The sequence below is a fragment of the Leisingera sp. ABM4_103 genome (genome assembly GCF_056158685.1).
Map to the genome: position 1 here is coordinate 47098 of NZ_JBSWTU010000007.1, position 13577 is coordinate 60674.

At 61.4% G+C, this 13577-nt stretch carries 12 protein-coding genes; all 12 read right to left on the minus strand.

Annotation, left to right across the window (positions count from 1 at the left end):
- Nucleotides 1-42: 42 nt before the first annotated feature.
- The 12 genes from ACXAED_RS22550 to ACXAED_RS22605 all read right to left on the minus strand — a co-directional run bounded on the left by ACXAED_RS22550 (nt 43) and on the right by ACXAED_RS22605 (nt 13542).
- Entirely contained in the window at nt 43-1614 is a 1572-nt protein-coding gene (locus tag ACXAED_RS22550) for a GMC family oxidoreductase (protein WP_475053789.1), read from the minus strand.
- A 13-nt stretch (nt 1615-1627) separates the two neighbouring features.
- The gene (locus ACXAED_RS22555; RefSeq protein ID WP_475053791.1) at nt 1628-2152 is read right to left on the minus strand and encodes a Twin-arginine translocation pathway signal; all 525 of its coding nucleotides are present in this window, start codon (nt 2150-2152) and stop codon (nt 1628-1630) included.
- A gap of 25 nt (nt 2153-2177) precedes the next feature.
- Complete coding sequence (locus tag ACXAED_RS22560) at nt 2178-2573, minus strand: VOC family protein (protein ID WP_475053794.1); 396 nt, start codon at nt 2571-2573, stop codon at nt 2178-2180.
- Nucleotides 2574-2682: 109 nt separating this feature from the next.
- A complete protein-coding gene (locus tag ACXAED_RS22565) occupies nt 2683-3726 on the minus strand; it encodes an NAD(P)-dependent alcohol dehydrogenase (protein WP_174149219.1) in 1044 nt (347 codons plus the stop codon).
- A gap of 61 nt (nt 3727-3787) precedes the next feature.
- Nucleotides 3788-5419: a chaperonin GroEL gene (gene groEL, locus ACXAED_RS22570; RefSeq protein WP_174149218.1), complete on the minus strand. Its 1632-nt coding sequence runs from the start codon at nt 5417-5419 to the stop codon at nt 3788-3790.
- Nucleotides 5420-5485: 66 nt separating this feature from the next.
- Nucleotides 5486-6289: an iron-sulfur cluster assembly protein gene (locus tag ACXAED_RS22575; protein ID WP_222506247.1), complete on the minus strand. Its 804-nt coding sequence runs from the start codon at nt 6287-6289 to the stop codon at nt 5486-5488.
- Between the two features lie 4 nt (nt 6290-6293).
- A complete protein-coding gene (locus tag ACXAED_RS22580) occupies nt 6294-7319 on the minus strand; it encodes an amidohydrolase family protein (RefSeq protein WP_475053798.1) in 1026 nt (341 codons plus the stop codon).
- A gap of 82 nt (nt 7320-7401) precedes the next feature.
- A complete protein-coding gene (locus tag ACXAED_RS22585; protein WP_222506249.1) occupies nt 7402-7776 on the minus strand; it encodes an MmoB/DmpM family protein in 375 nt (124 codons plus the stop codon).
- A gap of 23 nt (nt 7777-7799) precedes the next feature.
- Entirely contained in the window at nt 7800-8861 is a 1062-nt protein-coding gene (locus tag ACXAED_RS22590) for an aromatic/alkene monooxygenase hydroxylase subunit beta (RefSeq protein ID WP_475053801.1), read from the minus strand.
- Between the two features lie 45 nt (nt 8862-8906).
- Nucleotides 8907-9965, minus strand: a complete 1059-nt coding sequence (locus ACXAED_RS22595) for an NADH:ubiquinone reductase (Na(+)-transporting) subunit F (RefSeq protein ID WP_174149213.1) — start codon at nt 9963-9965, stop codon at nt 8907-8909.
- 71 nt (nt 9966-10036) lie between these two features.
- Nucleotides 10037-11701: a ferritin family protein gene (locus ACXAED_RS22600; RefSeq protein WP_222506251.1), complete on the minus strand. Its 1665-nt coding sequence runs from the start codon at nt 11699-11701 to the stop codon at nt 10037-10039.
- A 590-nt stretch (nt 11702-12291) separates the two neighbouring features.
- Nucleotides 12292-13542: an RNA polymerase factor sigma-54 gene (locus ACXAED_RS22605; protein WP_475053803.1), complete on the minus strand. Its 1251-nt coding sequence runs from the start codon at nt 13540-13542 to the stop codon at nt 12292-12294.
- Between the last annotated feature and the right edge of the window lie 35 nt (nt 13543-13577).

Genomic DNA, 13577 nt, shown 5'->3' on the forward strand with positions numbered 1-13577 from the left:
TGGTTTGGAAATTCTGTTTTGTATCGGTGTCTCAGCGCGGGGTCAGAGGTTCTGACGGCCAAGCTCCTCCGCGATGTACTCGGCTTGCCGGATCGCCAGCGCCACGATGGTCAGCGTCGGATTTTCTGCCGCACCGGTCGTGAACTGGCTGCCGTCTGAGACAAACAAGTTGGCGATGTCGTGACTCTGGCCATGGGCGTTGACCACCCCGTCGCGCGAGTTGGCCGACATACGGTTGGTGCCGAGGTTGTGAGTCGACGGATATGGCGGCGTCGGGAAGACGCGGGTCGCTCCGACCGCCTCGTAGACCGCCTTGCCTTGGCTGTAGGCATGATCGCGCATAGCAATGTCGTTGGGGTGATCGTCGAAATGCACGTTGGCCACCGGCAACCCGTACTGGTCGGTCACGCCAGTGTTGAGCGTGATGCAGTTTGTTTCCTGCGGCATGTCCTCACCCACGATCCACATGCCCGCCATGTTCTCGTAATGGTCGAGCGCAGTGGTGAACTCCCGCCCCCAGGCGCCGGGGTCGAGAAATGCCGCCATAAATGGTAAACCCAGTGCCAGAGTCTCTAGCTCGTATCCGCCGACGAAGCCCCGGGAGGGGTCGTTTATCGCCTCATCCTGGATGATCCCGGCCATTGTCGTGCCGCGCCACATGCGCACCGGCTGATCAAAGACCCCATAGACCGAGCCGGTCACATGCCGCATGTAGTTGCGCCCGACCTGGCCGGAACTGTTTGCCAGCCCGTCGGGGAACATTGGCGAGGCGGAATTGAGCAGGAGCCGAGGGCTTTCGATCGAGTTCCCTGCAACACAGACGACCCGCGCCTTCTGTTCCTGCTGGTTGCCTTCCGCATCGACATAGATGACGCCCGTGACCTTGCCGCGCTCATTGTGCTCGATCCGCAGAACATGGCAGCGTTCACGCACCTCAAGGTTGCCTGTCGCTTCACCGCGCGGAATGTCGGTATAGGCGGCAGACCACTTGGCCCCCCATTTGCAGCCCTGGAAACAGAACCCGGTTTGCTGGCAGGCCGGGCGCTCGTCGTAGTCGGCCGAGTTGATCGCCATCCGGCCCGTGTGGACCGCTTCATACCCCAGCGCCCGCGCGCCGTTCTCGAAGACCTTGAAGTTGTTGTTGCCCGGCAGCCCGGCACGTCCGCCCGTGCGCGTCACGCCCAGCTTGTTCTCAGCGCGGGTGTAGTAGCCGTCCATCTCCCGCGGGTCGATCGGCCAGTCGAGCAGGTTGGCCCCCGCGACATCGCCATAGGTGCTGCGCGCCTTCCATTCGTGGTCCTGGAAGCGCAGCGACGCCCCGGCCCAGTGGATGGTCGTACCGCCGACCGCCTTGACGATCCAGGCCGGCAGGCCCGAGAAGTCCTTCGACACCCGCCAATCACCGCTGGTGGTGCGCGGGTCGACCCAGGCAAGCTGGCCGAAGCTGTCCCATTCGTCGTTGAGGTAATCCTCGGGCAGGTAGCGCCCGCCAGCCTCCAGCGCGACGACGGAAACGCCTTTCTGGGCCAATTCGTTGGCCAGGACGCCGCCGCCGGCGCCGGTTCCGATCACGACAACAACGCTGTCGTCTGTCAGGTCAAATGGTGCGCTCATTGGTCAAGCCCCCTCAAAGCCAGTTGATGTCGTCGAAACCGCGGTCGATGTAGCCGCCTTCGGAGAAGCTCTCGCCCTCGTATCCGAAGATCGGCCAAACGGCTTTCTGGTTGTAGAGACCGGTCACTAGACCACCGCGGACCTTCTGGAAGAAGGCGGTGTCTGCGATACCGCGCAACAGATCGGCGCGGTCACGTTCCCACCCGATGTCGATGTAGCGGGCATAGCCCACGCCCCTGGCCGCATCGTTTAGCGCTGCGACACCGGCCTCAACCCCTTCGGCCGCCTCTGCGTTGTCATAGCCCTTAACCGCGATTGCATAGAACTGATCCCCAACCTGGTCGTGCGGATAGATATCGCGCGCCATTTGGATAAGCGTCGCCATAGTTTCGGGGTTGAGATGTTGGACCTCGAGCGCCCAATTGGAGGCACTGGCCTTGCCTGCGACGAAACCGGCGCCGATAACGAAGCCCGCACCGAAGAGCGCGCTTTGCGACAGCAACTGGCGGCGGGTCATGCCTTGCTTGCGTAGTGACATTGGGATCCTCCCTGTCTGATCTGGATTACCGGTAGCGTCCGGCCCGTTGCAGGATTTCGATCTCGTAACCGTCGGGGTCCTGAACGAAGAAGAAACGGGCGAGCGTTGCGCCCTCGTGTTTGAAATCGACGAGCTTGCGGGGCTTCAGCCCCTCTGCCTCGAACCTTGCGTGTTCCGCCACCACGTCGGGCACGCAGACCGCCAAGTGGCCATAGCCGTTGCCCGGGATGTAGGGCTCAGTCTGGCCCTTGTTGATCGTCAGTTCGAGTTCAAAGGCGGCCTCGTCATTGGACAGATAAACCAGCGTGAAGCCGTCGAAATCGAGACGTTCCGCCACGGTCAGTCCGAAGGCCCTGCGGTAAAAATCGACCGAGCGCTTTTCGTCCAGCACGCGGATCATGGAATGGATGGCTTTGGCCATGGTGTCCTCGGCATTGAAGGTGGTAGGGAGCCTCGCGGGCAGACGGGAAGGACGCAGGCCCGCGAGGCAAGGCGCGCAGGCGGCGCGCCTCGGGGAACCGGACTGCGTGTCAGGGTACGATCACGCCGCGTCCGGTGAACTTGCGATCCTTGAAGTCAGAAATCGCCTCGTTGATGTTGGCCAGTTTGTATTCGGTCTGGTGCATCGTGACCTTGCCGTCTGCGTTCATTTCCATCAGCTCGACCAATTCGACGAAGTCGCCCACAAGGCTGCCGCCGATCTTGATCTCGTTGGCGACAAGCTCCAGCGTCGGCACTTCGACCGTGCCGCCATAGCCCACCATGATCAGCTCGCCGCCCTGGCGCAGCAGCTTCCAGCAGATGTTCTCAGTGCCGTGCTCGCCGACGAAATCAATCGCCACATGCACCCCGCCGCCGGTCAGGTCCTTGACCTCGTCGATGAGGTTCGGCCCGCCGTCGAGCACGATGTCGGCCCCCAGCTCCTTGGCCAGCACCTGCGCCGCCGGTTCCCGGTCCACCGCGATAACCCGAGCGCCGCAGGTGTGCTTGAGCACCTGGAGCGCGATATGGCCCAGCCCGCCAATGCCCAAAAGCAGGACATAGCCGCCGGGATTGAGCAGTTTCGCGGCCTTCTTGGCGGCGCGGTAGGCGGTGATCCCGGCATCGGCCATCGGCGCGACGCTCAGCGGCGTGATGCCAGTGTTCAACTTGATGACCGAGCGTTCGTTGGTCTTGAAATACTCAGCAAAGCCGCCATCCAGCCCGAGACCAGGGAACTTGCCGTGGTCGCAGTACATGTCATGGCCATAGCGGCACTCCAGGCAGATGCCGCAGGCGTTAAACGGGTGGCAGATCACCGCGTCACCGGGTTTGACCGAGGTGACATTGCTGCCCACGTCCTCAACCCAACCAGCATTTTCATGGCCCATCACGTAGGGTAGCAGGTTGCCCTCGGTGTCCATGATGTCCTTCCAGACGCCTTCGATGATGTGCAGATCGGTGCGGCAAAGGCCCGCGGCGCCGACTTTGACGATCACCTCGTCCGGGGCCGTGATCGTGGGCGCGGCGACGTCTTCGATCTTCAACTCAACGTTCATGTCGGGGTCGTATTCGTATAGTCTCGCGGCTTTCATTGTTTATTTCCTTTTCTCGGGAGAGGCCGAAACGCCCGGCCTCTCGGGTATGAAACAGCGCTCAGGCGCGGCCCAGAAGCTCGGCGCCGCCACCGCGGGCGGGGCCTTCTGTCGGATCGGCCTCGCCTTCGTCGAGATCGCCGATCAGGGTTTCCGTGGTCAGGATCAGCGTCGCGACCGAGGCCGCGTTGACTAGCGCACTGGCAGGCACACGGGCGGGATCGACGATGCCAACCTCAAACATGTTGCCGTAGGTGCCGGCGGCGGCGTTGTAGCCGTGGCCCGACGGGCCCTCGGCCACGGCCTGCGCCACGGCGGCCACGTCGGCCCCGGCATTACGGGCAATGCGGCGGACCGGTTCGGTTAGGATCGAACGCACCAGTTGGATGCCCTTGGCCACGTCGCCGAGCGCGTCGAGCGTGTCGAGGCAGTCAGAGATCTGCGCTAGCGCCGTACCACCGCCTGCAACCACTCCATCCTCGGCGGCCGCCTGGACCGCACAAAGCGCGTCCTCGATCAGCTGGATCGTGCGCTTCTGCTCAACCGGGGTGAAACCGCCTGCATAGATGATTGCGCTGCCGCCCGTGAGTTTAGACAGCCGCTCGCGCAGCTTGTCCTTCTCGATGTTCGGCGGGGCCGCATCATGCTGGCGCTGGACCTGGTTGCGGCGGGCGGTAATCGCCTCCGGATCGCCCTCGCCACGCAGCACCGAGGTGCCGGAGGCATGTGAGCGGACCATTTCCGCCCCGCCCAGTTGGGCCAGCGTGACGTTCTCGATCTTCTTGCCGAGGTCGCGGGCCAGAACTTCACCCCCGGTCAGGATGGCAAGATCGTCCATCACCGCGGTGCGCCAATGGCCGTATTCCGGGGGATGCACGATCAGGAACTTACCGGCCCCGCCGTTGTCCAAGAGCTTTACCACCACTTCCGGTGCGATCTCTTCGGCGACGATCAACAGCGGGCGATTTTCGCCCTCGGCTAGCGAAATGGCGGTATCCAGCATCTCAGGCTTGAGGATCTTCTGGTCGGTCAGCAGGATCAACGGGTTGCGCAGCACCGCCTCCATATGCTCTCGGTCGGTGACCATGTGGTGCGAGATGTAGCCGCGCTCGAAGGACATGCCCTCGACCACTTCCATCGTCGTCTCGATGGTCACCCCGAAATCGGCCGAAATCACCCCGTCGCGACCCACGCGGCGATAGGCTTCGGCCACCAGTTCGCCAAGCTTGGGGTCGGTCGAGGACACGCGCGCCACGGCCTCTAGGTATTCCGGGTGATCGTCGCAGCTCAGCGAGGAGGCGTCGATCCCATCGATCACCCGCGCCACGGCCAGATCGATCCCCTTGCAGAGGTCCACCGGCTTAACGCCGTTGTCGGTCAGGTCCACGCCGCGCTGGATCAGCGCATTGGCCAGCACGATGGCGGTGGTGGTTCCGTCGCCGGCCACGTCATTGGTCTGCATTGAGACCTCGCGGACCACCTGCGCGCCCATGTTCTCGAACCGGTCGTTCAACTCGATCTCGGTGGCGATGCTGACCCCGTCGCGGGTGACCAGCGGCGTGCCGACCGGGCGGTCGACCATCGCGTTCAGACCCTTTGGGCCCAGCGTCGGCTCCACCGCCGCCGCCAGCCGCGCGACACCGCGGGCCAATGCATTGCGGGCAGTCTTGCCATGTATCATAAGTTTAGCCATATCTTCCTCCGTCGCCCCAGGCCGATACCTGGGCGCCTCCCTTTGAAGTTTCGGTTTGTCCGCGCCTTAGTCGGTCGCTGCGGCCTCTTCCCGAGGCGGCACGTGACCTGCAATGAAGTCGATGAGCTGCGGCCCATCGGGCCCGATCTCGACCTCCTTGTAGCGGGTCTTGGCGAGTCCCCGGCAGAGCGCGCCGTTGAACTCCATGTTGATCCGGGTGCTGCGCAGCCGTGTCAGATGATCGCTGAGATCCGCCACCGCGATCTCGTGCCCCTCCCACGTCGTGAAGGCGAGATCGTCGGGCTCGGTGGCCAGACCCTGCACCGCCAAGAGGTCGAGGTAGCGTGGCAGTTGCCGCAGCTCCTCTTCGCCGTTGAAAGTCACCTGTTGCAACTCGGCCAACGTCATCGTGACAATCTCGGAGGGCCTGTGACCCAGCGCCTGCAGGCCCAGCAGCACGGTTTCCTGCCGCCGGTCGAAGGCCTTGGCGAGGAAGGTCTCGACCACTTCGTCCAGCTTCGCGCCATCGCAGTACTCCGCGAAGATGTCGTGATAGGCGCGTCCGCTGTTTACACCCTCGTTGACCTTGTCGCCAAAGCAATGATCGTTCAGCTGCACCTCGGCCTCAATTACCCAGGGCAGCGATGTCACCTCCCTGCGAATGCCAAAGGCCATGAGGAAAGCGAAGTTGGGCGAACACCAATAGGTGGGCAGACGAAACTCGACCTTTACCGACTTGGCATCCTTGACTTCGATCCGCTCGATGAAACCCATGTCTGTCACAGGCTCATCCAGTTCCGGGTCGGTCACATTGTCGAGACAGTCCCAGACCTCGGTTTCCAGCTCTGCCTTGAGATTGGCCACCAGCATCGCCCTACTCCGCCGCGATCTGCACCGGAGCGCCGGCCAGCTCGGCCTTCTTGGCCGCCACATCGATGCCGTATAGCCTTGCCGCGTTCAGACCAAGGATCTTTTCCTTGATCTCGTCGGTCAGCTGCACCCCGCCGCGCTCGGCCGAGATGTCTTCGGGGATCTGGTAGTTCCAGAACTTCTCGACCAGCCACCCAGGCGTCCAGATCGCGTAGTCCGAGCCGAACAGCAGCTTGTCCTCGCCGACCCACCAGAGCAGTTCCGCCATGACTTCGCCGAAGTAGCGCGGGCGCGAATGGATGAAGGGCATCGCCACCGCCAGCCCAGCATAGACATTGGTCTCCTGCGTCGCGATCCAACAGAAATCGTCCAGCCGCGGCAGGCCGCAATGTTCCACGATCCAGTTCAGATTCTGGAAGTCGGTGGCGGCGTAATCCACGTCATCGACGCTGAAGGCGTCCTTCGACAAAGGAATGATCGTCGGGCCCTTGTGGACGTGGATGTTCTTGATGCCAAGTTTCTCGCAGAGTTCAAAGCACTTGTAGGCCGACGGATCGTTCAGCGCCCAGCCCTTGCTATCACCGTTCCATTCGGCCGTGTACATCTTCACGCCCTGAATGTCGTGGACTTCCTTCATGTAGTGAATATATTCCAGCGCCTTCTCGCCATCACGCGGATCGAAGGAGCCGTTGACAATGAAGCGTTCCGGGTGGCGCTTGGCCATTTCGCTAGACCGTTCGAGGCAGCCGAAGCCCTTCTTGTAGAAATCGCTCAGCACGGTGGTCTGAATGATCGCCATGTCGTCCGGCCCTTCGACGAACAGGTCGCGATAGATGTCGTCCTCGGAATACTTCTCGAACTTGATCTTTTCCCAGAGCTGGTCTTCCGGGCTCAGGTTCGTGTGGTAGGCATAGAAGCAGTCGATAAACTGCTTGCCGTGTATATTTGCCTGGTTCTCAGGGCTGCCGTCCCAGAAATGAGTGTGCCCGTCGATCACGAATATTTCTTTTCCATCCGGTGTCTTGAACATGGTGTACTCCCTTGCGTTGGCTGAGAAATTGGGGGCTCCGGGGCGTAGCGGCTGCAGCGGCCCCGGAGCTGTCAGAGGTCGATCAGATGTATTCCATGACCTCATTCATGTCGCCGAACAGGATCACGGTATCGTCGTCGACCCGGACCATCCGCCCGTAGTGGGTCGAGGTGTTGACCTCGAAGGTCTCGGCAGTCATCTCGCGGCCCAGGTACTCGGTGATCTCGCTCATCTTGAAGATCAGCTTGCCCTCGCCATCGATCCGGATGGTTGCCGGGTTGTAGGTGATCGTGACCTTGGGATCGTTTTCCTCCATGAACTCGGCGATGGCACGGGCCTCGACGCTGTCGTTCATGGTGACGCCGCACTGGTGCGAGACCTCGCGTGAAGTCAGGTCGATGTCCTTCATCGACTTGAAGATGTTCTGGTTGGACGCATTGCGCGCTGTGCTAGACATAGTTCCAGTTCCTTTTCAGAGAGTTACGACAAGCCCAGCTCGGCGATGATTCTGCCAAGGCGCTCTTGCGAGACGGCTTTGACATCCTCGAAGGAGACCGGCTTGGAATGCGGCTGCGACCAGATTGGCTGAAGCGCGGTGGTGGCCTTTTCCGCCAGGTCGCCGTGCTTGGAGAGCCAGGACTTGAAGAGCGCGCGGTTGTGTTCGCCATGCTCTTCGTCGTGCGCCAGCAGGTAGATCAGATCGACGGTGTTCGCGAGGTTGCGCTCATAGTCAGCTTCGGCGGCGGAAATTACCGGCGGGGTGATGAAGTCATTGTTGGCCGCTGCCGCCTGCATGAAGAAGCCCGAGCGGATTAGCTCACCCACCATCGGCTCAAAGACGATGTTGATGGCGAAATACTGCTCTAGGTAGTCTTCCGATCCCATAATCGTTTCGATCGCCTCGCGGCAGGGTTGCCAGATCGGATCTTCCAGCCACATCTTCTTGCCCAGCGTGTCATCCCAGCCGTCGATGTCCATGCCGATCTCGGCCAGGTAGAGTGTGATGTCCTGGGTCAGACGCATCTTGTAGGAGGAATTGGTCAGCGTGGCGTTGTTGATCATCTGGGTATAGCCGTAGCGCTGCGCCTGCATGAGCGAGGTGCCGAGACCGAATTCCGCATGCTTCCATGCGCCCAGGTGTTTCTGGAGGATGGTCTGCCAGTTTTTGTCGAAGACCTTGTGCGCGCCGGCCTTGCGGGCGTTCGAGATCACGTTCTGCACCATGGTCTCGATCTTCGACTGGCGCTGGTAATGAGTCCGCTCCCATTCCTGGTCGGGCGCGCGGAAGGCGTGCCAGTTCGACGACAGCGCGGCTGTGTTGTCCTTCCGGTAGGCACCGCCGCCCTTGCCTCCCTCGAACTCGATGATCCAGTTCTGGATCAGGTAGCGTTCGGGATCGGGCTGGACGTCGACGGTGACGTCCTCGTAGTGGGTCGCCCGCTTGCCGCGCGGTTCGAAGTAATTGTACTTGCGGCTCTTGGAGCCGATGAATTCCGCGGCACCGGCGGCACCGGATCCGACTGAGCTGGATGTTGCTGGCATGATTGCCTCCCTTGGGTTTCGTTCACGTCACGAGCGTTCGGGCCGTCAGTGGCCCGAAGAACCGGACGTGGGCGTGAACTTGTCGTAGAAGATGCGGTCGGTATCGAAGTCGTGCATGAAGAGCACTGGCGTCAGCGCGTCGATCATCGGCGGCGGGCCGCAGGCATAGACATCGCCCTCGCCGTCGATCCCCAGCTCGCGCAGGTGCGTGTCGACGTATTCGTGCACGAAGCCGCGCGCGCCGTCCCATCCATTGCCCTCTTCCTCATGGCTGAGGACGGGGATGAATTCGACATTGGGATGGGCGTCGGTGATGGCGCTTATCTCGTCGAGCTGGAACAGATCGTCCTGCGTGCGGGCGCCATAGTAGAAGTAGATCGGACGATCTTCGCCGCTCGTCACCTGGTCATTCAGGATTGACCAGACCGGCGACATGCCCGAGCCGGCGCCGACGAGGATCACGGGTCCTTGCCGCTCTTCGCGTCGGAAGCACATGCCGTAGGGGCCTTCGATGCTGACTTCTGCTCCGGCCTTGATGCCGCCGTCGTCGAGCTCGTTGCTGAACCGTCCGTCGGGGTATTTCTTGATGATGAAGCCGAGTTTTTGGGTTTCGCTCGGCGGATTTGCCATGGAGAACGAGCGTGTAATCTCCTCCCCTTCTTCGGTTTTGACCGTGATGTCGACATATTGACCCGCCCAGAATTTCAAAGGCGCATCCAGTTCGATCTGGACTCCGCGAATGTCATGGGTGAGCTTCTGGAAATCGGTGATCCGGCCGGTGAACTGCTTGACCGGGATGCTCTTGGACAGCACCTCTTCGTCGTAATTCAGCAATTCGATCTCGAGATCGCTGAGCGCCAGCGAGCGGCACATCAGAATATGACCGCCGTCCTTTTCCATGTCGTTGAGTGCGAAGGTCGAGTAATTCTCCATCTCGGTCTCGCCGTCGAGCTGGACGCACTTGCAGGCCGAGCATTGGCCCTCCTTGCAGCCATGCGGCAGCGCGATGCCTTGGCGAAAGGCGGCGTCAAGGATGTATTCACCGTCCTCGACCTCGAACTCCACGCCGACCGGCTCAAGGCGCACGTTGTAGATGTCCGTCATTGTTGTTTCCTCCCTCTCCCGTGCTTGCGGGGGTGCTGGGGCCGCTCACGCAGCCCCAGCGATGGTCGTGATCAGTTGCAGGGATTGATGGTGAAGCCTGCGCGGTACTCTGCGATGTGCGCCTCGCGATCGCTGGGCGACATGGCGCGCAGCGCTTTCAACGGTGAAGCCAGGGTGTGGCCGCGAACGTGCTCCAGCTTCCACATGTCCTTGTTGTCGAAGCGCAGGTGCGGCTGCGGGATCAGGGTCTCGCCGTCGTCGCGGACGAAGTTGAGATCCTTGATGGCATCCGCCAGGTCCCAGCCGTCATAGACGGTTTCCCATTCGCGCTTGCCCGAGAACTTGCCCATCGCCGGTGTCGGCCGGCCTTGATACTCGTCAGAGAATGCCTCGACCGCGGTCCAGCGATCCAGCTCATGGGCGAAGGTGTGCAGCTCACCGTCGATCTCATCGACCACCATGTCCTCGCGGATCAGGCAAGGCACGAGGCAGGACCAGCAGCGGTGCGGATAGACGTAACCGGTGTCCTCGTTGAAAGTGACAACTTTCTCACCCGGCTTCGACAGTTTCGCATACCACTTCCAGAACTCGCCGAACTCGGCGTACCAGCCGGGGTACTTGTGCTCGAACCACTCGAAGTCCTTCTCAGTCTGTGCTTCGATGCGCCAGAAGTTGACGGGCCAGCCGACGGCAAAGAACTGGGCGACCTTGTGAACGTAGTTCTTTTCGGTGATCCGCTTCCAGGCTTCCTGAACGTCGTCGTGGTGCACCTTCACGCCGTACTTTTCGAGCGGCAGCATGTAGGTCCGGTAGTAGTCCTCGAAGATCCACCGGTGCCACATTTCTGCGTAGGATTCCTTTTCCTTGTCGCGGTTGGTGGTGCCGTATTCGATGAAAGTGCCGATGGCGGCGTCAACGATGGCGTGGTTCTGCCAGAAGGCGTAGCGCAGGTCGCGTTCCAGCAGAAGGTGGTTCTCCGGCTCCTTCAGCGCGGCCATCAGAAGCGAGTGGCCGTTGCCGATGTGGCGGCTTTCGTCCGACTGGACCGAGAGGAACACCGTGGGCAGCGCATAGTCGCCATTGCGCGCCGCCTCCGAGGGCATGGCCACGAAGAGCGTGTTGGTGAAGGCGGTTTCCGCGACAACGGTCAGGTACATACAGGCCGAGGTCATCACGTCGCCTGTGATGAACCCCTCGCCGAATTGGCGGCCGATGGTGGTGGCATAGCACTTACCGAAGGCCTCTTCGGTGATGTCGAAGCCGGCCGGGTCGATGTAGTTTTCCATGTACCACTTCTTCAGGTTCATCTGAATCGTGGAGTGGCGGAATTCATCGACCATCTGCATCGTGAAGCCGGTGCGCAGATCCTCGCCGGGAGAGATCCGTGCGACCATCGCCATCGCGCGGGCGGCCGAGATTTCGGGGAAGGGAATGATTGCCAGGAACAGCTTCATCCACTCGATCCAGCGCGGCTCCACATTGCGGAACATGTCGCCGCGCAGCGCCGCGTCGAGCGCGCCGTAAACACGGTTGTCCTTTTCCTCTTCCATCGGGAAGTAGGAGCGCAGGACCTGTTTCATCGGATCGCGCGGGGCCTTGGTGATCTTGTAGTCGGTCGGGAAGGTGGCGGCTTCCTGGACGTAGGACGGATTCCATCCGAGATCGGAGATCTTCTTGGTGGCCTCCCCTACCGAGATACCACGTTGGGACGTGATCTTGTTGAGCGTCAAAGTCATGCCATGAGCCTCCTTAAAGCTCTGGGGCCAGTCGCCCGGCACCCGGTTGGCGGCTTTTGCCATTTCGGTTTGGCGCCCACTTGAGGCGCCGGTTCTCGGCAAAGGTTGAGAAGTTCGACACATCCGCTGCATCGTGGCGGCTGCTGGTCTCTCTCCCTGTCCTTCGTTCTTTGAGCGTCCTGTCCGGGCGCTGGCGTCTTGTGGCTTTCTTCTAGCAAGGCCGGTTCCAGAATTCGGCAGGCGCCCTAAGCGGCGCAGAAAATTTATTATCTTTTTGTTTTTACGAAATAATTTTTGATGATTTTTCCACGGGGCACTTTTCTTGAGGCCGAGGCCGGGCGCGGCATATGCAATGATTGTCGCATAACGTTACAATTGCCGTTCCAGGGATTTTACGCTTCGTTACACTTGCTGAATCACCCGCGTTACACATCCCGGATCAGGCACCCCGAAAGCACCGTGCCTTTCAGCACAAACCTCTGAAGAATATCGATTTTTCTGCGCCGCAGCATTGGTGGAACCGTGCGGGTCCGCAACCGCACCCGGATGTCCCCTTCTGTGGCGTGATACTGCGCCGAGGGGTTGCGGCGTCAGGCCCGCAGCCGGCGCTTCGCCGCGGCGGGGATGCCGATGTCCTGCCGGTAGTTTGATACAACACGGCGTGACACTGCGATGCCTTCGGACTGCAGGATGGCCGTCAGTCGCCGGTCGGAGAGCGGCTTCTTTCGGTCTTCTTCGGCCAACAGCGCCCGGATACGGGCCTGAACCTGCGGCTTGGACTGGGTTGCCTGGGCAGACGCCGTGCCGGTAAACAGGGTGCGCGCCAGGACAATGCCGTTCGGCCCTTCGATCAGCAGCCCGTTCAGAACCCGGCTTACGGTGCTGAGGTGAAATCCGGTTTCCAGCGCAATTTCGGACAGTGTCATCGGGGCCAGAGCTCGATCTCCGAAGCGGAAATAAGCGCCCTGGCGCTCCACGATTTCTCCGACCACCTGTTTTAGAGCGGACGCGCGCGCATGAAGCGCATGTTTCAGCGCCCGCGCCTTGGCCAGTGCTTCTGTGGCCTCGCTTGCCCTGCCGCGGCGCGGAAGATTGATGATCTCGATATCCCCTTGCCACGACGACAGGAATTCGATCTCCCATCCGTCGCCCGACGGTGTGATCCGGACATCGGGTTCGCGTGTGAGCGTGGGATCCGAGACAAAGCCGCTGCCCGGTTTCGGGTCGAGCCGGCGAAGCAATGCGAGGCAGTCCTGTACCGTATCCCGTGACAGCCCGGTCGCCCGGACCAGTGCCGCCGGGCCGCCGCTTTCCAGCGCAGGAAGATGATCCAGCACCACTGCCATGTCCTCGGTAATCGCCTCCCGGTCTTCCAGCTGCAACCGCAGGCATTCCTGCAGGTCGCGGGCGAACAACCCGGCCGGATCGACACGTTTCTGAACCACCCGCAACGCGGTTTCAACCAGCGTCACACTCAGACCGAGGCTTTCGGCAATCGCTTCGGCCGAGCGGCCCAGCCAGCCCGACGGCTCCAGTTCCGCAATCAGCGCCGTGATGAGTTTTTCCATCAACCCGCCCTGGCCGATCAGCCCCGCCAATTCATGGAACACATGATCGTAAAGGCTGTTTGCCTGCTCCACCGCGGTCATTTCCAGCACATCCGTGGCGCTCATCACGGCGGCACGACGCTGGCGCAGGCGCAAGACCAGCATCGGGTTCTCCTGCGCTTGCGCGGCCAGATGCTCGTCAAGTTCGGCGGAGGACATCTGCAACAGGGTCACAAGCTGCCCCAGCCTGAACACCTGACTGTGCTTCGCGCGAAGATGAGTGCCTAGGGGCATGACACCGTCTCCTGTCCCGGCAACAGACAAAACGC

What these genes read in the sequence shown, in the direction of transcription:
- ACXAED_RS22595 (WP_174149213.1), bottom strand. Translation starts at nt 9,965, where the DNA reads ATGACGGACATCTACAACGTGCGCCTTGAGCCGGTCGGCGTGGAGTTC.
- ACXAED_RS22605 (WP_475053803.1), bottom strand. Translation starts at nt 13,542, where the DNA reads ATGCCCCTAGGCACTCATCTTCGCGCGAAGCACAGTCAGGTGTTCAGG.
- ACXAED_RS22580 (WP_475053798.1), bottom strand. Translation starts at nt 7,319, where the DNA reads ATGTTCAAGACACCGGATGGAAAAGAAATATTCGTGATCGACGGGCAC.
- groEL (WP_174149218.1), bottom strand. Translation starts at nt 5,419, where the DNA reads ATGGCTAAACTTATGATACATGGCAAGACTGCCCGCAATGCATTGGCC.
- ACXAED_RS22575 (WP_222506247.1), bottom strand. Translation starts at nt 6,289, where the DNA reads ATGCTGGTGGCCAATCTCAAGGCAGAGCTGGAAACCGAGGTCTGGGAC.
- ACXAED_RS22590 (WP_475053801.1), bottom strand. Translation starts at nt 8,861, where the DNA reads ATGCCAGCAACATCCAGCTCAGTCGGATCCGGTGCCGCCGGTGCCGCG.
- ACXAED_RS22565 (WP_174149219.1), bottom strand. Translation starts at nt 3,726, where the DNA reads ATGAAAGCCGCGAGACTATACGAATACGACCCCGACATGAACGTTGAG.
- ACXAED_RS22555 (WP_475053791.1), bottom strand. Translation starts at nt 2,152, where the DNA reads ATGTCACTACGCAAGCAAGGCATGACCCGCCGCCAGTTGCTGTCGCAA.
- ACXAED_RS22560 (WP_475053794.1), bottom strand. Translation starts at nt 2,573, where the DNA reads ATGGCCAAAGCCATCCATTCCATGATCCGCGTGCTGGACGAAAAGCGC.
- ACXAED_RS22585 (WP_222506249.1), bottom strand. Translation starts at nt 7,776, where the DNA reads ATGTCTAGCACAGCGCGCAATGCGTCCAACCAGAACATCTTCAAGTCG.
- ACXAED_RS22600 (WP_222506251.1), bottom strand. Translation starts at nt 11,701, where the DNA reads ATGACTTTGACGCTCAACAAGATCACGTCCCAACGTGGTATCTCGGTA.
- ACXAED_RS22550 (WP_475053789.1), bottom strand. Translation starts at nt 1,614, where the DNA reads ATGAGCGCACCATTTGACCTGACAGACGACAGCGTTGTTGTCGTGATC.